Annotated in this window: 17 protein-coding genes, 6 tRNA genes and 1 other RNA gene; 5 read left to right on the top strand and 19 right to left on the bottom strand. The window is 65.5% G+C overall.

What is annotated here, in order from left to right; translation table 11 throughout:
* Nucleotides 1-137: 137 nt before the first annotated feature.
* Nucleotides 138-455: a DMT family transporter gene (locus tag AC5P8D_RS06650; protein ID WP_010483859.1), complete on the bottom strand. Its 318-nt coding sequence runs from the start codon at nucleotides 453-455 to the stop codon at nucleotides 138-140.
* Between the two features lie 300 nt (nucleotides 456-755).
* Here AC5P8D_RS06650 and ffs point away from each other — a divergent pair.
* Nucleotides 756-852, top strand: an RNA gene (ffs, locus tag AC5P8D_RS06645) — signal recognition particle sRNA small type.
* 77 nt (nucleotides 853-929) lie between these two features.
* Here the strand turns inward: ffs and AC5P8D_RS06640 are convergent.
* From AC5P8D_RS06640 to AC5P8D_RS06630, 3 genes are read right to left on the bottom strand one after another with little or no spacing between them, the layout of a single operon-like run.
* Nucleotides 930-1,319 (bottom strand): nuclear transport factor 2 family protein, encoded by a 390-nt coding sequence (locus AC5P8D_RS06640; RefSeq protein WP_010483861.1) that lies wholly within the window; start codon nucleotides 1,317-1,319, stop codon nucleotides 930-932.
* Nucleotides 1,316-2,083, bottom strand: coding sequence for an MBL fold metallo-hydrolase (locus tag AC5P8D_RS06635; protein ID WP_010483863.1), 768 nt, complete (start codon nucleotides 2,081-2,083; stop codon nucleotides 1,316-1,318). Before AC5P8D_RS06635 ends, AC5P8D_RS06640 begins: the two co-directional genes overlap by 4 nt.
* Nucleotides 2,083-2,832: a 3-deoxy-D-manno-octulosonic acid kinase gene (locus AC5P8D_RS06630; protein ID WP_414614337.1), complete on the bottom strand. Its 750-nt coding sequence runs from the start codon at nucleotides 2,830-2,832 to the stop codon at nucleotides 2,083-2,085. The genes AC5P8D_RS06635 and AC5P8D_RS06630 overlap by 1 nt, the downstream gene beginning before the upstream one ends.
* A gap of 20 nt (nucleotides 2,833-2,852) precedes the next feature.
* Here AC5P8D_RS06630 and AC5P8D_RS06625 point away from each other — a divergent pair, with 20 nt between their 5' ends.
* Nucleotides 2,853-3,899, top strand: coding sequence for a glycosyltransferase family 9 protein (locus tag AC5P8D_RS06625; protein ID WP_010483867.1), 1,047 nt, complete (start codon nucleotides 2,853-2,855; stop codon nucleotides 3,897-3,899).
* Between the two features lie 18 nt (nucleotides 3,900-3,917).
* Here the strand turns inward: AC5P8D_RS06625 and AC5P8D_RS06620 are convergent, their stop codons facing one another.
* Together AC5P8D_RS06620 and AC5P8D_RS06615 are read right to left on the bottom strand one after the other, a co-directional pair.
* Entirely contained in the window at nucleotides 3,918-4,322 is a 405-nt protein-coding gene (locus AC5P8D_RS06620; protein WP_010483869.1) for a DUF6165 family protein, read from the bottom strand.
* A 239-nt stretch (nucleotides 4,323-4,561) separates the two neighbouring features.
* Nucleotides 4,562-4,652 (bottom strand) — tRNA-Ser (locus tag AC5P8D_RS06615).
* A 165-nt stretch (nucleotides 4,653-4,817) separates the two neighbouring features.
* On the opposite strand from AC5P8D_RS06615, the gene AC5P8D_RS06610 reads away from it, so the two are divergent.
* Nucleotides 4,818-5,522 (top strand): protein phosphatase 2C domain-containing protein, encoded by a 705-nt coding sequence (locus AC5P8D_RS06610; protein WP_049453595.1) that lies wholly within the window; start codon nucleotides 4,818-4,820, stop codon nucleotides 5,520-5,522.
* 62 nt (nucleotides 5,523-5,584) lie between these two features.
* Here the strand turns inward: AC5P8D_RS06610 and dnaQ are convergent, their stop codons facing one another.
* Genes dnaQ through AC5P8D_RS06595 form a run of 3 tightly spaced genes read right to left on the bottom strand, consistent with a single transcriptional unit; the run spans nucleotide 5,585 to nucleotide 7,431 of the window.
* Nucleotides 5,585-6,316: a DNA polymerase III subunit epsilon gene (gene dnaQ / locus AC5P8D_RS06605; protein ID WP_010483873.1), complete on the bottom strand. Its 732-nt coding sequence runs from the start codon at nucleotides 6,314-6,316 to the stop codon at nucleotides 5,585-5,587.
* Nucleotides 6,317-6,320: 4 nt separating this feature from the next.
* Nucleotides 6,321-6,773 carry a ribonuclease HI gene (gene rnhA / locus AC5P8D_RS06600; protein WP_010483875.1) on the bottom strand — a complete coding sequence of 151 codons (453 nt, stop codon included), beginning with the start codon at nucleotides 6,771-6,773 and terminating at the stop codon, nucleotides 6,321-6,323.
* A 13-nt stretch (nucleotides 6,774-6,786) separates the two neighbouring features.
* Nucleotides 6,787-7,431, bottom strand: coding sequence for a methyltransferase domain-containing protein (locus tag AC5P8D_RS06595; protein ID WP_010483877.1), 645 nt, complete (start codon nucleotides 7,429-7,431; stop codon nucleotides 6,787-6,789).
* Between the two features lie 11 nt (nucleotides 7,432-7,442).
* Between AC5P8D_RS06595 and gloB the strand changes: the two genes are divergently transcribed.
* Nucleotides 7,443-8,207, top strand: a complete 765-nt coding sequence (gene gloB, locus AC5P8D_RS06590; protein ID WP_043398189.1) for a hydroxyacylglutathione hydrolase — start codon at nucleotides 7,443-7,445, stop codon at nucleotides 8,205-8,207.
* The gene (locus AC5P8D_RS06585; RefSeq protein ID WP_010483881.1) at nucleotides 8,204-9,403 is read left to right on the top strand and encodes a lytic transglycosylase domain-containing protein; all 1,200 of its coding nucleotides are present in this window, start codon (nucleotides 8,204-8,206) and stop codon (nucleotides 9,401-9,403) included. The genes gloB and AC5P8D_RS06585 overlap by 4 nt, the downstream gene beginning before the upstream one ends.
* A gap of 197 nt (nucleotides 9,404-9,600) precedes the next feature.
* On the opposite strand, the gene AC5P8D_RS06580 is transcribed toward AC5P8D_RS06585, so the two are convergent.
* From AC5P8D_RS06580 to clpP, 10 genes are all read right to left on the bottom strand, one after another.
* On the bottom strand, nucleotides 9,601-11,556 hold the full coding sequence (locus tag AC5P8D_RS06580; RefSeq protein ID WP_010483883.1) for a peptidyl-prolyl cis-trans isomerase: 1,956 nt from the start codon (nucleotides 11,554-11,556) through the stop codon (nucleotides 9,601-9,603).
* 181 nt (nucleotides 11,557-11,737) lie between these two features.
* A tRNA-Asp gene (locus tag AC5P8D_RS06575) sits at nucleotides 11,738-11,814 on the bottom strand.
* Between the two features lie 106 nt (nucleotides 11,815-11,920).
* A tRNA-Asp gene (locus tag AC5P8D_RS06570) sits at nucleotides 11,921-11,997 on the bottom strand.
* Nucleotides 11,998-12,084: 87 nt separating this feature from the next.
* A tRNA-Asp gene (locus AC5P8D_RS06565) sits at nucleotides 12,085-12,161 on the bottom strand.
* Between the two features lie 83 nt (nucleotides 12,162-12,244).
* Nucleotides 12,245-12,321, bottom strand: a tRNA-Asp gene (locus AC5P8D_RS06560).
* Between the two features lie 26 nt (nucleotides 12,322-12,347).
* A tRNA-Val gene (locus AC5P8D_RS06555) sits at nucleotides 12,348-12,422 on the bottom strand.
* An 11-nt stretch (nucleotides 12,423-12,433) separates the two neighbouring features.
* Complete coding sequence (locus tag AC5P8D_RS06550; RefSeq protein WP_004146343.1) at nucleotides 12,434-12,706, bottom strand: HU family DNA-binding protein; 273 nt, start codon at nucleotides 12,704-12,706, stop codon at nucleotides 12,434-12,436.
* Nucleotides 12,707-12,923: 217 nt separating this feature from the next.
* Nucleotides 12,924-15,377, bottom strand: a complete 2,454-nt coding sequence (lon, locus tag AC5P8D_RS06545; RefSeq protein WP_053442573.1) for an endopeptidase La — start codon at nucleotides 15,375-15,377, stop codon at nucleotides 12,924-12,926.
* A 142-nt stretch (nucleotides 15,378-15,519) separates the two neighbouring features.
* Nucleotides 15,520-16,809: an ATP-dependent Clp protease ATP-binding subunit ClpX gene (gene clpX, locus AC5P8D_RS06540; RefSeq protein ID WP_019336555.1), complete on the bottom strand. Its 1,290-nt coding sequence runs from the start codon at nucleotides 16,807-16,809 to the stop codon at nucleotides 15,520-15,522.
* 126 nt (nucleotides 16,810-16,935) lie between these two features.
* A complete protein-coding gene (gene clpP, locus AC5P8D_RS06535) occupies nucleotides 16,936-17,562 on the bottom strand; it encodes an ATP-dependent Clp endopeptidase proteolytic subunit ClpP (RefSeq protein ID WP_004146318.1) in 627 nt (208 codons plus the stop codon).
* Nucleotides 17,563-17,570: the final 8 nt, after the last annotated feature.

Below are 17,570 nucleotides of genomic sequence, written 5' to 3'. Positions count from 1 at the left end.
TGGCGCCAGCGGCATGTGAATCACGCTCGTTATTTTCATGACGTGCGTCAAATAAAACGAGCGGACAAAATGGCTTTGCCGAAAATGCATATACCTGCAGGACGCGGGGAATCCATTCCCCGCTCAACTAAATGCATTCAGCTGCTGGAGAGTTTCATCAGCACCAGCCCGGACACGATCAAGACCGCTGCACCGATCCGCATCGGGCTGACCTGCTCACCGAGGAACACGATGCCGACCACGAACGCGCCTACCGCACCGATGCCGGTCCAGATCGTATAGGCGGTACCCAATGGCAGGCTGCGCATGGCCACCGCCAGCAGCCAGAAGCTGGCGATCATGCCGATGATCGTGACCACGGTGGGGGTGAGCTTGGTGAAGCCTTCGGACTGCTTCATGGACACGGCCCAGACGATTTCCAGCAGGCCGGCGAACAACAGATAGATCCAGGCCATGACAGCCCTCCTCTTGGTAGGGCCAGGCCGTCCTGGTCATTGATTCCCGATGTGGGGGAGGTCGTTCCTCCTGGCCGGCATTCTAGCAACGCCGGTCGCGCCGGGGCGTTGCCAGCAGACGCGGGTTACAGCCGATTCAGTGCACGAAGCTGGCGTCGATGTACCTGCCTGCGCTATAGTTGCGTTCTGCCATCGGCCAGCCGATGTGCAGTCCGGCTGTGGTCTCCGGCGCATCGCGCGCTGCTTCCCCTGATCGGTGAACCGGCCGCCCACTGGGCGGCCAACGTCTCTATGGTGGCCCCGTCGGCCCCTCGCGACGCTAGGTCGAAAATCCCGCCAGGGCCGGAAGGCAGCAACGGTATCGATCGACGCGGGCGCCGAGGTCAGCCGGCGGGGCCATCGCCTTTTCCGGCGACGCCCGCCTCTGGTAGATGCCAACCTTGGTTGGCGCCCTTTGCCGGGCATGGCCCCGCGCTACTGCGCTTCCGGCGTACCCTGGTGGAACACCATGCGCCATCCGTCCCCATGCCGGCGCCACAGCGAACTGCGCAGTACCCAGCCTTGCGGCTGGCCATCCAGGTAGTAGCGGCTGCGATAACGCACCTGGGCCAGGTCTTGCGTCAGCAGCGAGACCGCGTACTGCTCCGATTCGATCCGCACCTGCGCCCGTTCCAGCGGGATCTCCGCCAGCGCAGCTGCACGGTCGTAACAGCGGCCGGAACTGCCGATCTCGCTGAAATCCTCGTCCAGCAGGGCCGCAAGGGACTCGCGATCCCCCCGCACCTGCGGCGCATGCAGCGCGCGTTCCAGCGCCTCCAGTTCGGCCGCCAGCGCCGCGTCGGCAGGCTGGCCAACACCGCTCACGGCGGATCCTGCGCCAGCACGTGCGGCGCCGTCGGGCTCGCCAACCGCACGCACTGCCCCGGCTGGGCGACGCGGTGACCGCGCGCGGCCAGCGCCGCACCGTCAGCCACGCTGGCGTAGTGGTAGAGCATCATCCGGGACTGCAGCTCGGCGCTGTACTCGCGCTCCAGGTCGTCCACACCGGTATGCGACGGGTTGCCGTGCAGGCCGCAGTCGTGCGCGATCAGTTCGTTGTCGTTGGCGAAACGGGCCAGCATCTCCGGAATCGGCCGGGTATCGCCGCTCCAGGTCAGCGCGCCCTGCAGACGCAAGCCATAGGCCGTCTCCGGCCAATGGTGGCGCACCGGGAACACCTCCAGGCGCACGCCTTCATGCCAGAACGCCTCACCCACCACGATCAGCTGGAACGCATCCCAGAAGTTGGCGCCGCCCTCGGCCAGCACGTTCGGGTAGTCCCCGATGCGCTTGTGCAGCAGCGGCACCACCGTGGCAGGCACATACAGGCGCACCTTGCCGCGCCGGTGCGCATTGAAGAAGGTATCGACGAACAGGCGCTCGAAGCCCGCCACGTGGTCCAGGTGCACATGGGTGACGAACAACGCCTGCGGCATGTGGCCGTAGTGCGCCTTGAACGCGGTCAGGCCTTCACCGCCGCAGTCGATGGTCAGCCACGGACGCCCGTCCCGCTCGATCACCGACATCGGCGACCCCAGCTCGACCGCCGACGCATTGCCGACGCCGAGGAAACGCAACGACCAGTCCATCAGGTGCCCCGGTTCCAGGCCATGTCATAGGCGCGGCGCAGCCGCGCGAAGTCCTTCCGCACGTCTTCCATGCTGCGCTCGCCGCGCAGCTTGATCAGCGAGCGCAGCAGGCGCTTGAGATTGCGTTCGCGCCAGGCGGTCGCCGGGATGCGGATCACCCCGCGGTCGAAGTCGATCAGCCAGCCATGGCCATTGCCGTCGAACAGGATGTTGTGCGCATTGAGGTCGGCATGGTCCAGGCCGGCACGGTGGAAGCGCGCGATCAGCCGCCCGGTTTCCTCCCACGGTGCGCCCCGGCCAGCGACCAGCGCACGGTCGGCCAGCGAACGGACACCCTCGATCCGCTCCATCAGGATCGCGGCCCGGTAGCGCAGGCCCTCGCGCATGTAGAACGCGGCGATCGGCCGTGGCACCGGCAGCTTCTTCTCGCGCAGCGCGCGCATCAGCCGGAATTCGGCGAAACTGCGGGTGCGGTCCGCGCCGCGCCAGAAGTACTGGTCATGGCTGATCTTCGCCGCCAGGCCACCGCGCAGGTAGTGGCGCAGCACGCTGGGGCCGAACGGCGCATCGACCAACCAAGCGCTGCCACGGCCGCCCTCACCCACCGGCCGGGCCCTGCTTCCCCAGTGCTGGGGCGAGAACAGGCCGATCTCGGCTTGCCGCAGCCGCTCGCGGTCGAACAGAATGGCCCCGATGCCGCGACCCTCGCGGCATGGCGTCAGCGCTTCATTGGCGTCGAATGCGACCATTTCATTGAGTCTAACAACACATGGCATCAGCGTCCTCCTCCTTGTGCCTCCTGCGCCTGTCCGCACTCGGCGATGTCACCCACGTGGTGCCCCTGGTGCGCACCCTGCAGGCTGCGCGTCCGGACACGCCGATCCACTGGATCATCGACAAGGCCGGCCACAAGCTGCTCGACGGCCTGCCTGGCGTCACCTTCCATGCCTACGACAAGAAGAGCGGCATGGCCGGGGTCAAGGAACTGCGCAGGCAGCTGCCACCGGGGCGCTTTGAAGCGCTGCTGCAGATGCAGGTGGCGTTCCGCGCCAACCTGCTGTCGGCCTTCATTCCAGCAGAGCGTCGCATCGGCTACGACCGCAGCCGATCGAAGGATCTGCACGGTCTCTTCATCAACGAGCGCATCCCCGACCGCCCCGGCATCCATGTGCTGGACGCCATCGGCAGCTTCTGTGAACCCCTTGGCCTGCGCCAGGCCGAGGTCAGCTGGGACCTGGCGGTGCCGCAGTCCGCGTATGAGTGGGCCGCCGCGCAATGGCAGGACGATGGCCGACCGGTGCTGATGATCTCGCCCTGTTCCAGCCACGTGCGCCGTAACTGGTATGCAGACCGCTATGCAGCCGTGGCCAACCATGCCGCACAGCGCGGTTGGCGGGTGGTGCTGTGTGGTGGCCGCAGCGAGCTGGAGCGCAGCATGGCCGATGCCATCCAGGCCCAGCTGCACACGCCGGCACTGGACCTGGTCGGCAAGGACACCTTGAAGCAGCTGCCGGCACTGCTGGCCCGCGCCAATCTGGTGATGACCCCGGACTCGGGCCCGATGCACATCGCCAACGCGATGGGCGCCAAGGTACTGGGCCTGCATGCGGCCAGCAATCCGAACCGCAGCGGTCCCTATTCCGACCGCCGCTACTGCGTGGACCGCTACGATGATGCGGCGCGCAAGTACCTGGCCAAGCAGGCCGCGGATCTGAAGTGGGGCACCAAGATCGAGTTCGACGATGTGATGGAACTGATCACTGTCGAAGACGGTATCGCTGCGTTCGAACGCTACGTCGCCGACCACCTGGGGTGAGCGGCAGGCTGCCGGGGATTACGCGCGCTGCGCGTAATCCTGGTAGGACTTCTCTTCCACGTACGCCGAACCCAGCGCCAGGTTGATCGCCTTCTTGATGCGCGCGCGTTCGTCGTTGCGCAGGTAGACACTGCGCGCCAGGTCGATGAAGCCCTGATCGAACGCCTGCGCCTTCTCCTTCAGGCGGATGTCGTCCTCGATGTCCCACAGCTGCTCGTTGACCGTCTTCAGCTCGGCACGCAGCTTGGCGATGTCCTTCACCGCCGCCGGGTGTGCCATCCAGGTCTGCTCCAGCGCCGACAGCTCCTTGCGCACATTGGCCAGCTTGCCCTCGTCGCTGATGCGCTCGGACTTGATCTGCAGGATCGAGATCTTGTCCAGCAGCTCGCCGAAAGAAACGGGGACGAGGATTTCAGCGGTCATGGGGAAAAGCTCCAGCAGGTGATGCGTGCAGTTTAACCCGCAGCTCGCGATGGGACAGGTAGATCCATCTGGAGGAACAAGCCCCTCTGTTGAGGGGCTGCCCCGACAGGGCGGGGAGAGGCCGGCAAAGGGAGGGCCCACGCGTTGCACAGCAACGCGTGGGGCGACGCGCAACGCGCGTCGCGTCCCGCGCCAGATAAAGAAAAAGGGCCGCCTTTCGGCAGCCCTTTTTCTTTATCTGGCGGAGAGGGGGGGATTCGAACCCCCGAGGCGCTATAAACGCCTGCCTGATTTCGAGTCAGGTACATTCAACCACTCTGCCACCTCTCCGGGTGGTCCCCGGCGGACCGGGGACGCGCATCATACGAGGAAGTGAGGCCGACGACAAGTCATTCCGGCCAACGAAGTGAAAATTTCCTGAGCGCATGCCTTGCCGGATGCGTGCCGTCACCCGATGATGCCTGTCTCCCCAGCAACACCCCGCCCCAGCCCCCCATGATCGAATTCGGACACCTCACCCACCCCGGCATGCGCCGCGAGCTCAACGAGGACACCTACTACGGTGACAGCGAGCTGGCCTTGTGGCTGGTGGCCGACGGCATGGGCGGACCCGCCTGCGGCGAAGTGGCAAGCGCGCTGGCACGCGAGACCATCGTGCGCGAGATCCGCCGCGGCGCGCCGCTGGCGCAGGCCATCCGCACCGCCGACGAAGAGATCATCCGCGCCTCGCGCCGACGCAACGACACGCTGCCGATGGGCACCACCGTGGTTGCCGCGCGCGTGCAGGGCAATCGCTATGAAGTGGCATGGGTCGGCGACAGCCGCGCCTACCTGTGGCGCGACGGCCAACTTGCGCAGCTCAGCCAGGACCACAGCGTGGTGCAGGAACTGGTCGCGCAGGGCAACCTGACCGCCGAACAGGCGCGCGCACATCCGCATCGCAACGTGGTCACCCAGGCGCTGGGCGTGACCGATCCGGCGCATCTGAACGTGGCCACCACCAGCGGTGAACTGCGCCCGGGCATGCAGCTGCTGCTGTGCAGTGACGGACTGACCGAGGAAGTGGACGACCGCGGCATCGCCCGCACCCTCGCCCTCGACGATGCCAGCGCGCAGGAGTGCGTGGATACGCTGGTCGCGGCCGCGCTCGACGGCGGTGGCCGCGACAACATCAGCGTCATCCTGGTGCGCTGCCACTGAACCTGGTGCATGAGCCGAGCATGGGCTCGGCTCTACAGTAGATCCACGCCACGCGTGGATGTTTATGCGCTGGCGGGCTCTTCCACCTTCGGGCCATCCCACAGCGCGTGGCCAGCCTTCTTGCGCAGCCGCTCCAGCCGCGCGGCATGCGCTTCCAGTTCCGACGGCGTGGCCACCACGCGCGGGCGCGGCAGCAGCTTGCTGGTGTCGAAGGCCTGCAGCGCCGCACCGGCACCACCGCCATCGTCATCGCCCAGGCCGAAGCCGATTTCCTCCTGGCCCGAGGTCAGCGCGATGTAGACGTCGCCCAGGATCTGCGCATCGAGCAGGCCGCCGTGCAGTGCACGGTGCGAGTTGTCCACGCCCAGCCGCTTGCACAGCGCATCCAGCGAATTGCGCTGGCCCGGGAAGCGCTCGCGCGCCATCACCAGGGTATCGATCACGGTGCAGCGGTCGGTGATCTTCCCGTACTGCGGCCCCAGCAGCGACAGCTCGTTGTCGAGGAAGCCGAGGTCGAACGCCGCGTTATGGATGATCAGTTCGGCGCCATCGATGAAGGCCAGGAACTCGTCGGCGATCTGCGCGAAGTCCGGCTTGTCATCGAGGAACTCCAGGGTCAGGCCGGTGACTTCCTGCGCGCCCTGTTCGAACTCACAGTCCGGCTTGATGTACTGGTGGTAGTTGTTGCCGGTCGGGCGGCGCTTGAACAGCTCCACGCAGCCGATTTCGACAATGCGGTTGCCCTTCTTCCACTCCAGGCCGGTGGTTTCGGTATCGAGGATGATCTGACGCATGGGCTCAGTTTACCGGGCTGGCGTCGCGGATCTGGATCGCCGCGTTGCGGGCCAGGGTATCCACCCGCTCATTGTCGGGGTCGCCGGAGTGCCCCTTCACCCACCGCCAGTCGATCTGATGCCGCAGCGTGGCCGCCTGCAGGCGCTCCCACAGCTCGCGGTTTTTCACCGGATCGCCACCGGCGGTCTTCCAGTTCTTGCGGATCCAGCCCGGCATCCACTGGGTCAGGCCCTGCCTAACGTACTGCGAATCGGTATAGAGCACGATGCTGCACGGCTCGGTCAGCGACTCCAGCCCGGAAATGGCCGCCATCAGCTCCATCCGGTTGTTGGTGGTGTGCGCCTCGCCACCGCTCAGCTCACGCTCGTGGCCCTTGTAGCGCAGCAGCGCAGCCCAGCCGCCGGGGCCGGGATTGCCAAGGCAGGAACCGTCGGTGTGGATTTCGATGGTTTTCAATACAACTCCAGAATCAGGTAGCTACGGTGCCGTGCCAGCGCACCGGCAGCGGTTTCGGCCCGGGCAGGGCCAGCGTGCGTTTTTCCGCATGGAACAGGCAGGCCGCACGCAGCGGTGCCCAACCTCCGGGACGACGGCTGCCCGCACCGCGCCAGAGCGGGCCCAGGTAACGCATATCGTCGCACTCCAGCCCATGACGGCCGAGCAGCAGGCGGATCCGCTGCGGCGTGCGCACCACCAGCCCATGCTGGCGCCAGCGCGTGCGGTACGGGCTGAACGGATTGAGGCTGCTCAGCCACAGGTGGCCGCCCGGCATCAGCACGCGCTCGCACTCGTCGAGCAGCCGATCAGCGTCGGCCGCGGTGACATGCTGCAGCACGATCGCATTGACGCTTTCATTGGCCAGCGGCAACGGCAGCGCGCAGCGGGTGTCGCCGGCATAGCCCGGCCCCTGTCGATACAGGCGCAGGCCGCGCCCACCCAGCTGCGCATCCTCCAGCCAGGCCGCACTCGGCGCGATCCACAGCCAGGGCTGCGCCGGCAGCACCGACAGCTGCGGCAGCAGCAACTGTCGCTCCAGCACGCGCAAGGCCTCCGCCGGTTCACTGTCGAACCACGGGGTCTGGCTCGCTTGACGGGTACTCTGCAGCGCGGGCATGGTCCAATTCTATGCGACTGACTGCCCTGCCCGCATTTGCGGATAACTACATCTGGACGCTGATCGACGACGAGGGTGCTGCCGTGGTCGTCGACCCCGGTGATGCCGCGCCCGTGCTCGCGCTGGCCGATCAGGGCCTGCGCGTGGACACGATCCTGCTCACCCATCACCACGACGATCACATCGGTGGCGTGCCGCCATTGCAGGCGCGATTCCCCGGCGTGCGGGTCGTCGCGCCGGCCGAGGAGCGCATTCCCACGGCGACCGAGCGGGTCGGTGAAGGTGAACGCGTTCAGGCATTGGGCCAGACGTTCCACGTACTATCCGTGCCCGGGCATACCCGCAGCCACATCGCGTTTCACACTGCTGAACATCTTTTCAGCGGAGATTCGTTGTTCAGCCTGGGCTGTGGACGCCTGTTCGAAGGTACGCCGTCCCAGCTGCTGGCGTCGATGCGCAAGCTGGGTGCCCTGCCCGCGCAACTGCTGCTTTGTTGCGCTCATGAGTACACCGTGTCAAATGCCGTCTTCGCGCGGCATGTCGACCCCGCCAACGCTGCCTTGTGGCAGCGCCAAGAGGAGGCTTTGGCCATGCGCCGCGATGACCGTTCCACCCTGCCGGTAACCCTGGCCAACGAATTCGACTGCAATCCCTTCCTGCGTGTGCACGCTGCACCGATCCGTGCGTCGGTATCGGCACACCTGGGCCGTGACGTCGTGGACGACGTCGACGTGATGGCCGGTCTCCGGCACTGGAAAGACGGCTTCCGCGCATGATGCGCCGAAGTCTGCCGCTGGCCCTGGGCCTTGCCCTGGGGCTGGCCGGAACCGCGGGCGCACAGTCGCTGGGTGCCGGCATCAGCCAGAACCTGACCGCTGCTGCGGCCCTGCCGCTGGACGCTTCAGCGCTGCCCGCCGCTTCGGTGCGCAACGGCCAGGAGATCTTCACCAGCTTCCGCGACGGCCTGGCCGAGCCCAGCTGCGATGCCGAGGCCACCAGCCCGCGCTGGCAGAAGCAGTTCGCCCACGCCCCCTCGCGCCTGGCCAACCAGGATGACGATGCGCTGGTGCTGTTCGGCTATGTGGTCGAAGAGCTGCGCAAGGCCAACCTGCCCACCGAATTCGCGCTGATTCCGTTCGTGGAAAGCGGCTATCGGCCCAATGCCCGCAACGGCAGCGGCCCGACCGGCCTGTGGCAGTTCATCGCCACCACCGCGCGCAACCACCGTGTGCCGATGGCCAACGGCTATGACGGCCGCCTGTCGGCGGTTGATTCCACCCAGGCCGCGGTGCGCTACCTGAAGACCCTGCATGGCATGTTCGGCGGCGACTGGCGCCTGGCCACCATGGCCTACAACGCCGGCGAGTACCGGGTACTGCAGTCCATGCGCAAGGCTGGCATGAACGCGCAGAACGCCAAGCCGGCAGCCCTGCCGGGCCTGTCGCCGGTCACCCATGCCTATGTCGAGAAGCTGCATGCCCTGGCCTGCGTGCTGGAAGACGTGGAAGACCAGCCGGGCGTGATGGCCTCGCTGGACCGCACCGTGCCGGTGCTGAAGGACCACACCCTGCCGGCCGGCACCAGCGTCCAGCAGTGGGCCGCACAGCGCGCGCTGGACCCTGCCAGGATCGCCCGCCTCAACCCGGCCCTGGCCGCCGGCAACCGCGCCTCTGGAACCACCCGGGTGCTGGCCCCGGTCTCGGCTGCCAATGCGACTGTGACGGAAACCGCGACCACACTGGTGGCCAGCACCGCACCGGTTGCCACGACCACGCCGACGCCGCAGGTGGCCAAGACCGTCGCCGCGATCGCCGACCGCCCGCGCAGCCGCCGCCACACCGTGCGTGATGGCGAGTCGGCATGGACCATCGCCCGTCGCTACGGCATGCCGGTGAAGGCGCTGCTGTCACTGAACGGCCTGAGCGGCAGCAGCGTGCTGAAGCCGGGCGCGGTACTGCGCGTCGAGGATTGAAGCAGGCGCGGTTCCGGCCGCGCCCTGCCCTGCTTCCTGTAGAGCCGAGCCCATGCTCGGCTTTTTCATGTTCGCGCCCTGCCGGGGTTCATGACAGGCCGAGCATGGGCTCGGCTCTACAGTTCAATTTCCAGCATCGCTCCCAATAAAAAAGGCCCGGCATTGCCGGGCCTTTCTCGTCCTGCCCGCCGCGAGGCTTACAGGTTCTCTTCGGTGGTCTGGATCACGAACTTCTTGCGCATCGCCTCGACGTAGGCCTTGGCTGCGGCCATGCCATCGATCTGGCTGAGCTGGTCCTTGAGCTGCTTCTGCTGCTCGGCAGTCACTTCCTTGATGTCGCCCGGGTTGACCTTGTTCACCGCGAACAGCAGCGCGTGGCCGTTGACATCCACCTTGCCGTAGCTCGGCTTGCCCTCGGCCGGCACCGGCGCGCTGAAGATCGCGCGGTTGATTTCCGGAGTCGGCACCGGCTGGCTACGCGGCAGGCCTGGCATCGGGCTCAGCTGCAGCTTCTCGCTGGCAGCCAGCGACTGCAGGGTGGCACCGGCCTTCAGCTTGGCCAGCACGGCGTCGGCGGCCTTGTCGCTGGCCTGGCGCTGGCGGTCGGCGCGGATCGCGGCGATCACCTGTTCGCGCGCCTTGTCCAGCGGCATGGCCTGTTCCGGAGTGTGCGCGGCCACGCGGATGACCACACTGTGGTTGGTCGCGCCGCCCAGGGCGATCGGGTCGCTGGCGGTCCCGTCCTGCACCAGCACGTCGGAGAACGCGGCACGCAGCACGGCCGGGTCAGCGGCGATGCCACTGGCAGTGGCACGGGTGATCGGGCCCAGGGTCTGCAGCGGCAGGTTCACTTCCTTGGCCGCAGCAGCCAGATCGCTCGGGCTCTTGTTGATGGCGTCGACCAGCTTGCCGGCCAGTTCGTTGAAGCCGCGCTCGCCGTCGGCCTTCAGCTGCTCGGCAGCCAGCGTGTCACGCACTTCCTCGAAGGACTTGCCTTCGCCACCGCGCACCGCGGCGACCTTGATGATGTGGTAGCCGAACTCGGTCTTGACCGGGCCAATCACGTCACCGGCCTTGGCGGCGAACAGCGCATCTTCGAACGGCTTGACCATCGCGCCGCGTTCGACCCAACCCAGGTCACCGCCCTGCCCCTTCGAGCCCGGGTCTTCCGAGTTGGCCTTGGCCAGTGCAGCGAAGTCGGCACCGGCCGCCTTGGCTTCGGCAGCGATCTTGTTCGCCTTGGCTTCGGCGCCGTCACCGGTGATCAGGATATGGGCAGCCTGGCGCTGTTCCGGCGAGGTGAACTTCGCCTTCTCGTCTTCATAGCGCTTGCGCAGGGTCGCTTCGTCGGCCGCGGTCGGTGCCGGCAGGTTCGCGCCGTTGATCTCGACATACTCCAGCGAGACGCTCTCGGCCTGGCGGAAATCCTTGCCGTGGCTGTCGTACCACTGCTTGATCTGGGCGTCGGTGACCGGCGCGGTATCGGCCGGCACTTCCGGCAGCGCGGCCAACTCGACGTCGCGGGTTTCACCCAGCAGCTTCAGCAGGCGCTCGGTCTCGGCCTGGGTGACGAAGCCCGAGTTCTGCAGGCCCGACGGAATCACCGACTGCTGCAGGCTCTCGCGCACCAGCTCCTGGAACTGCGTGGGCGTACGCGGCGGATTGCCACCGGCCAGGGCCAGGCGATAGTTGTTCTCGTTGAACTTGCCGTTCGAATCGAGGAAGGCCGGGATGGTGGCGATGTACTCGCGCACCGCACCGTCGCCCACCACGACACCGGCCTGCTCGCCCACCAGGCGCACGACCTGCTCGTCGATCAGCTGATCGAGCACGGCCATCTTGTTTTCAGTGCTTTCGAACGCGCGCGGGTCGAAGTTCTCACCCTGCTGCTGGCGCTCGCGCATGCGCTCCTGCTCGAAGCGGGTGCGGAAATCCTGCGCACTGATCTCGTGGTGCTGCCACAGCATGCGTACCGGCCACCACGACGGCGCCGAACGCCACCAGGTCGGCGGCGCGGAAACCTTGGCCACGTTCTGTGCGCCAACGCCACCGAGGTAGCTGTTGTCGATCACGAACAGGAACGGAATCATCAGCAGCCCCAGGATCACGGTGACGATCCAGCCTGAGGTCTTGTCGCGGAGTTTCTGCAGCATGGTGAGAATCACAAGGCCTGATTGGCGAGCCCGGCAGTGTAACCCGCTTCGCCGCAGGGACCAAAAGCAGCGCCGGCGCGGCCTGCGCCGATCTTCGTGGACCTGCACCATCAGCACATCGGCAGGCCTGCGGCACGGCCCAAAGAAAAAGCCCCCGGCTTGCGCCGAGGGCTTTTAAAGTTGGCGGAGCGGACGGGACTCGAACCCGCGACCTCCGGCGTGACAGGCCAGCATTCTAACCAGCTGAACTACCGCTCCGCGCTGAAACTTTGCAGGCGCCCAGTATATCCGAAGACTCCCTGGAAACCCAGCCCGATGAACACTTTTTTCAAAGTTTTTTCACAGGGACTTAAGAATTCTGCAATGGCGGAGCGGACGGGACTCGAACCCGCGACCTCCGGCGTGACAGGCCAGCATTCTAACCAGCTGAACTACCGCTCCGTTCTTGCAAAAACCTTTTCGCCTTCTTCCCGAACCTGTCGGTGAGAAGACAAGGCCCCCGGCTTCGGGCCGGGGGCCTTGATGTAGTGGCGGAGCGGACGGGACTCGAACCCGCGACCTCCGGCGTGACAGGCCAGCATTCTAACCAGCTGAACTACCGCTCCGCATTGTTGCTTTTTTGTTTTCCCACTGGCCTGGACCGGGGAGAAAACAAAGCCTCCAGCTTTTGGCCGGAGGCCTCGTTGAATGGCGGAGCGGACGGGACTCGAACCCGCGACCTCCGGCGTGACAGGCCAGCATTCTAACCAGCTGAACTACCGCTCCACACTCAAACTTTTACCGCGGTGCTGTGGTGGGTGCTGAGGGTTTCGAACCCCCGACCCTCTCCGTGTAAAGGAGACGCTCTACCGCTGAGCTAAGCACCCCAGCGAGCCGCTTAGTTTACAGCATCCTTCAGGGCCTTACCAGCCTTGAACGACGGATTCTTCGAAGCAGCGATCTTGATGGTGTCGCCGGTCTTCGGGTTGCGGCCGGTGCGGGCAGCACGGTCGCGGACCTGGAAGGTACCGAAGCCAACCAGGGTGACCGCATCGCCGTCCTTCAGCGCCTTGGTGACGGCAGCAACGACGGCATCGACAGCGCGGCTGGACTCGGCCTTGGTCAGGTCGGCAGCTTCAGCAACGGCATCGATCAATTCGGTCTTGTTCATTCTCTACAACTCCTTTGGCGGTGGGTTCCGCTTATTCGACAGGGAAGCAACCGCACGCCTTCTGCATGCGGCCGCCATGTGGAAACGGTTCGCCGATTCAGTCATCGCTGACAGCGATCACTCATTCGCGAGTGCTGCTTTTATACCAGTGGCCCTACCCCCACGCAAGCTGGAAAGCCAGCAACGACGCGGGTTTCGGGCCATCGGACAGCGCGCGTCAATGCTTGACGCGCGCGCTTCCACTCGGTTTGGCCTTGCTGCGCACCGTGACACGCTGCGCACTCTTGCGCGCCTTCTTCGGTGCCAGCGGACGCTCCAGCGCCAGGTCCAGGACTTCTTCGATGTACTTCACCGGCACGATCTCCAGATCGCGGGTGACGTTGGCCGGAATGTCTGCAAGGTCCTTGCGGTTCTCTTCCGGGATGATGACCGTGCGGATGCCGCCCCGCAGTGCGGCCAGCAGCTTCTCCTTCAAGCCACCGATGGCGGTGACACGACCACGCAGGGTGATCTCGCCGGTCATCGCCACGTCGGCACGCACCGGCACCTTGGTCAGCATCGACACCAGCGAGGTGACCATTGCCGCACCGGCACTCGGGCCGTCCTTCGGCGTGGCGCCATCGGGCACGTGCAGATGCACGTCGTGCTTCTGCAGGAAGTCGCTGTCGATGCCGAAGCCCACGGCGCGCGAACGCACCACCGACAGTGCCGCCGACGCTGATTCCTTCATCACGTTGCCGAGCTGGCCGGTCAGGATCAACTGGCCCTTGCCCGGCACCAGCGTCGATTCGATCTGCAGCAGATCGCCACCGACTTCGGTCCACGCCAGGCCGGTGACCAGGCCGATCTCGTTTTCTTCCTCGGCACGGCCGAAGTCGAAGCGACGCACGCCCAGGTACTTGTCCAGGTTCTTGCTGGACACGCTCACCAGCGCCTTGGACTTCTTCGTGCCCTTCTTCGCCTTCACCGCCGGCTGCGGGCCGGCCAGTGCTATCTCCTTCACTACCTTGCGGCAGATCTTGGCGATCTCGCGTTCCAGGTTGCGCACGCCCGATTCGCGCGTGTAGTAGCGCACGATGTCCTGGATGGCATCACTGCCGATCTCCAGCTCTTCCGGCTGCAGGCCGTTGGCCTTGATCTGCTTGGGCACCAGGTAGCGGGTGGCGATGTTGAGCTTCTCATCCTCGGTGTAGCCGGGGATGCGGATCACTTCCATGCGGTCCAGCAACGGGCCCGGAATATTGAGCGAGTTCGAGGTGGCCACGAACATCACTTCGGACAGGTCCAGGTCCACTTCCAGATAGTGGTCGTTGAACGCGTTGTTCTGCTCCGGGTCGAGCACTTCCAGCAGCGCCGAAGACGGATCGCCACGGAAGTCCATCGACATCTTGTCGATCTCGTCGAGCACGAACAACGGGTTCTTGCTGCCGACCTTGTTGAGGTTCTGCACGATGCGGCCCGGCATCGAACCGACGTAGGTACGACGGTGGCCACGGATCTCGGCCTCGTCACGCACGCCGCCCAGCGACATGCGCACGAACTTGCGGTTGGTGGCCTTGGCGATGGACTGGCCCAGCGAGGTCTTGCCCACGCCCGGCGGCCCGACCAGGCACAGGATCGGGCCCTTCATCTGCTTCACGCGCGACTGCACCGCCAGGTACTCAAGGATGCGCTCCTTGACCTTCTCCAGGCCGTAGTGATCGGCATCGAGCGTGTCCTGCGCCACCTTCAGGTCCTTGCGCACCTTGCTGCGCTTCTTCCACGGCACGCCCAGCAGCCACTCCAGGTAGTTGCGCACGACCGCGGCTTCGGCCGACATCGGCGACATCTGCTTGAGCTTGTTCAGTTCGTTGCGTGCCTTGGCTTCAACGGCCTTCGGCATGCCGGCTTCGGCGATCTTGCGGGCCAGCTCTTCCAGCTCGCCCGGCGCGTCGTCCAGGTCACCCAGTTCCTTCTGGATGGCCTTCATCTGTTCGTTGAGGTAGTACTCGCGCTGGCTCTTCTCCATCTGCGACTTCACGCGGCCGCGGATGCGCTTTTCCATCTGCTGCACGTCGATCTCGCCATCGACCAGGCCGACCAGCATCTCCAGGCGATCGCCGACGGCCAGCGTTTCCAGCAGGCGCTGCTTGTCGGCCAGGCGCACGCTGATGTGCGCGGCGATGGTGTCGGCCAGGCGCGCCGGCTCATCGATGCCCGACAGCGTCTGCAGCAGTTCCGGCGGCAGCTTGCGATTGGTCTTGACGTACTGCTCGAACAGCGACATCAGCGAGCGGGCAATCGCCTCGACCTCGCGCGCTTCGCGCTCGTCGGTGGCGTCGATTTCCACCGCCTGCCCATGCAGCGAGCCGTTGCGCTCGTCGACGTGGGTGACCTGCACGCGCGACAGGCCTTCGACCAGCACCTTGATGGTGCCGTCGGGCAGCTTCAGCAGTTGCAGCACCTGCGCCAGCGTACCGACCTGGTAGAGGTCGGCCGCATGCGGGTCATCGGTCTCGGCCGACTTCTGCGCCAGCAGCAGGATGCGCTTGTCCGCCTCCATTGCCTGTTCGAGCGCGTGCATGGACTTGTCACGGCCGACGAACAGCGGGATGACCATGTGCGGGAACACCACTACGTCGCGCAGCGGCAGGACCGGCAGGTCGAGGGTTTCACTTGGGGAACGGGCCATGGGGGCTCCAGGGAAGGGGAAAACCGCCTCCGGGAGGGCATCTTCCGGAGACAAAAAAAGCCGATGGCCCCGTTATGGGGCCATCGGCTTTCAGATGCAAGGCATTCCTTGAAAATCCTTTCCAATCAACAACCTGGAAGGATCACTCAGCGCCTGCGGCCTTCTGTTCAGGGGCCGCCGGGGTCTGGTAGATCAGGTACGGCTCGGACTTGTGCTCGATCACCGATTCGTCCACCACCACCTTGCTGACGTTTTCCTGCGACGGCAGGTCGTACATGGTGTCCAGCAGGACCGATTCGACGATGGTGCGCAGGCCACGGGCGCCGGTCTTGCGCTTGAGCGCCTTGCGGGCGATGGCCGACAACGCGTCCGGACGGAACTCCAGTTCGACGCTCTCCATCTCGAACAGCTTCTTGAACTGCTTGGTGATGGCGTTCTTCGGCTCGGTCAGGATCCTGATCAGGGCCGGCTCGTCCAGCTCCTCCAGGGTCGCCACCACCGGCAGGCGGCCGACGAACTCGGGGATCAGGCCGAACTTGATCAGGTCTTCCGGCTCGACTTCGGCCAGCACCTTGCCCACTTCCTGCTTGCGCTCGCTGCTCTTCACCTTGGCGCCGAAGCCGATGCTGCCCACGTCGGTGGAACGGGCCTGGATCACCTTGTCCAGCCCGGCGAACGCGCCGCCGCAGATGAACAGGATGTTCTTGGTGTCCACCTGCAGGAATTCCTGCTGCGGATGCTTGCGGCCGCCCTGCGGCGGAACGCTGGCCACGGTACCTTCGATCAGCTTCAGCAGGGCCTGCTGCACGCCTTCGCCGGACACATCGCGGGTGATCGACGGGTTCTCGCTCTTGCGCGAGATCTTGTCGATTTCATCGATGTAGACGATGCCCTGCTGCGCCTTCTCGACGTCGTAGTCGCACTTCTGCAGCAGCTTCTGGATGATGTTCTCCACGTCCTCGCCCACGTAACCGGCTTCGGTCAGCGTGGTGGCGTCGGCCATGGTGAACGGCACGTTGAGCAGGCGGGCCAGGGTCTCGGCCAGCAGCGTCTTGCCCGAACCGGTCGGGCCGACCAGCAGGATGTTCGACTTCGCCAGTTCGACGTCGTCGTTCTTCTGCCGGCTCTCGATGCGCTTGTAGTGGTTGTACACGGCCACGGCCAGGGTGCGCTTGGCGCGGTTCTGGCCGATCACGTACTGGTCGAGCACCTCGAGGATCTCGCGCGGCTTCGGCAGCGAACTGCGCGCCGACTGCGCCTTTTCCTCAAGTTCCTCGCGGATGATGTCGTTGCACAGCTCCACGCATTCATCACAGATGAACACGCTCGGACCCGCAATCAGCTTGCGCACTTCATGCTGGCTCTTGCCGCAGAAAGAGCAGTAGAGGATCTTGCCGGTGTCCGTGGAACGACCTTGGCGGTCTTCGCTCATGCTTCGCTTACCCAGTTACCCCACCCGCTGAACGGGGGTTCGATTCGAGAATAGCACAGGGCCGAGGGGACACCAGTCCCGCCCGACCCTGCAGGAACGGGGCCTCCATGGCCCCGTGAAGGCCGGTCAGCCGGCCTGGATCGACTCATCCGGACGACGCTCCAGGACCTGGTCGACCAGACCGTAGGCCTGCGCCTCGAAGGCGCTCTTGAAGTTGTCGCGCTCGGTGTCACGGGCGATCGTCTCCAGCGACTGGCCGGTGTGCTTGGCCAGCACCTCGTTCAGGCGCGAACGCAGGGTCAGGATCTCACGCGCGTGGATGTCGATGTCGGTGGCCTGGCCCTGGTAGCCGCCCAGCGGCTGGTGGATCATCACGCGCGAGTTCGGCAGCGCATAGCGCTTGCCGGCCTCGCCCGCGGCCAGCAGCAGGGCACCCATCGAGGCAGCCTGGCCGATGCAGGTGGTGCTCACATTCGGCTTGATGTACTGCATGGTGTCGTAGATCGCCATGCCGGCGGTGACCACGCCACCCGGCGAGTTGATGTAGATGTTGATGTCCTTTTCCGGGTTCTCCGATTCCAGGAACAGCAACTGCGCCACCACCACGTTGGCCATGTGATCGTCGATCGGGCCCACGAGGAAGATCAGGCGCTCCTTCAACAGGCGCGAATAGATGTCGTAGGCACGCTCGCCGCGGCTGGTCTGCTCGACCACCATCGGAACCAGGTTCAGGGCTTTGGTTCGGTTGTCCATTACGTGAG

Source organism: Stenotrophomonas sp. YJH_SMC_101-4 (genome assembly GCF_059370395.1).
Note: the sequence above shows the minus strand (reverse complement) of the source record. Positions and strands in the feature narration are given on the sequence as shown.

Coding starts and splice junctions, on each gene's coding strand:
- AC5P8D_RS06580 (WP_010483883.1), bottom strand. CDS start 11,556: ATGCTGCAGAAACTCCGCGACAAGACCTCAGGCTGGATCGTCACCGTG.
- AC5P8D_RS06625 (WP_010483867.1), top strand. CDS start 2,853: ATGGCATCAGCGTCCTCCTCCTTGTGCCTCCTGCGCCTGTCCGCACTC.
- gloB (WP_043398189.1), top strand. CDS start 7,443: ATGCGACTGACTGCCCTGCCCGCATTTGCGGATAACTACATCTGGACG.
- AC5P8D_RS06595 (WP_010483877.1), bottom strand. CDS start 7,431: ATGCCCGCGCTGCAGAGTACCCGTCAAGCGAGCCAGACCCCGTGGTTC.
- AC5P8D_RS06635 (WP_010483863.1), bottom strand. CDS start 2,083: ATGGACTGGTCGTTGCGTTTCCTCGGCGTCGGCAATGCGTCGGCGGTC.
- clpP (WP_004146318.1), bottom strand. CDS start 17,562: ATGGACAACCGAACCAAAGCCCTGAACCTGGTTCCGATGGTGGTCGAG.
- AC5P8D_RS06650 (WP_010483859.1), bottom strand. CDS start 455: ATGGCCTGGATCTATCTGTTGTTCGCCGGCCTGCTGGAAATCGTCTGG.
- AC5P8D_RS06585 (WP_010483881.1), top strand. CDS start 8,204: ATGATGCGCCGAAGTCTGCCGCTGGCCCTGGGCCTTGCCCTGGGGCTG.
- AC5P8D_RS06620 (WP_010483869.1), bottom strand. CDS start 4,322: ATGACCGCTGAAATCCTCGTCCCCGTTTCTTTCGGCGAGCTGCTGGAC.
- clpX (WP_019336555.1), bottom strand. CDS start 16,809: ATGAGCGAAGACCGCCAAGGTCGTTCCACGGACACCGGCAAGATCCTC.
- AC5P8D_RS06630 (WP_414614337.1), bottom strand. CDS start 2,832: ATGGTCGCATTCGACGCCAATGAAGCGCTGACGCCATGCCGCGAGGGT.
- AC5P8D_RS06610 (WP_049453595.1), top strand. CDS start 4,818: ATGATCGAATTCGGACACCTCACCCACCCCGGCATGCGCCGCGAGCTC.
- lon (WP_053442573.1), bottom strand. CDS start 15,377: ATGGCCCGTTCCCCAAGTGAAACCCTCGACCTGCCGGTCCTGCCGCTG.
- AC5P8D_RS06550 (WP_004146343.1), bottom strand. CDS start 12,706: ATGAACAAGACCGAATTGATCGATGCCGTTGCTGAAGCTGCCGACCTG.
- dnaQ (WP_010483873.1), bottom strand. CDS start 6,316: ATGCGTCAGATCATCCTCGATACCGAAACCACCGGCCTGGAGTGGAAG.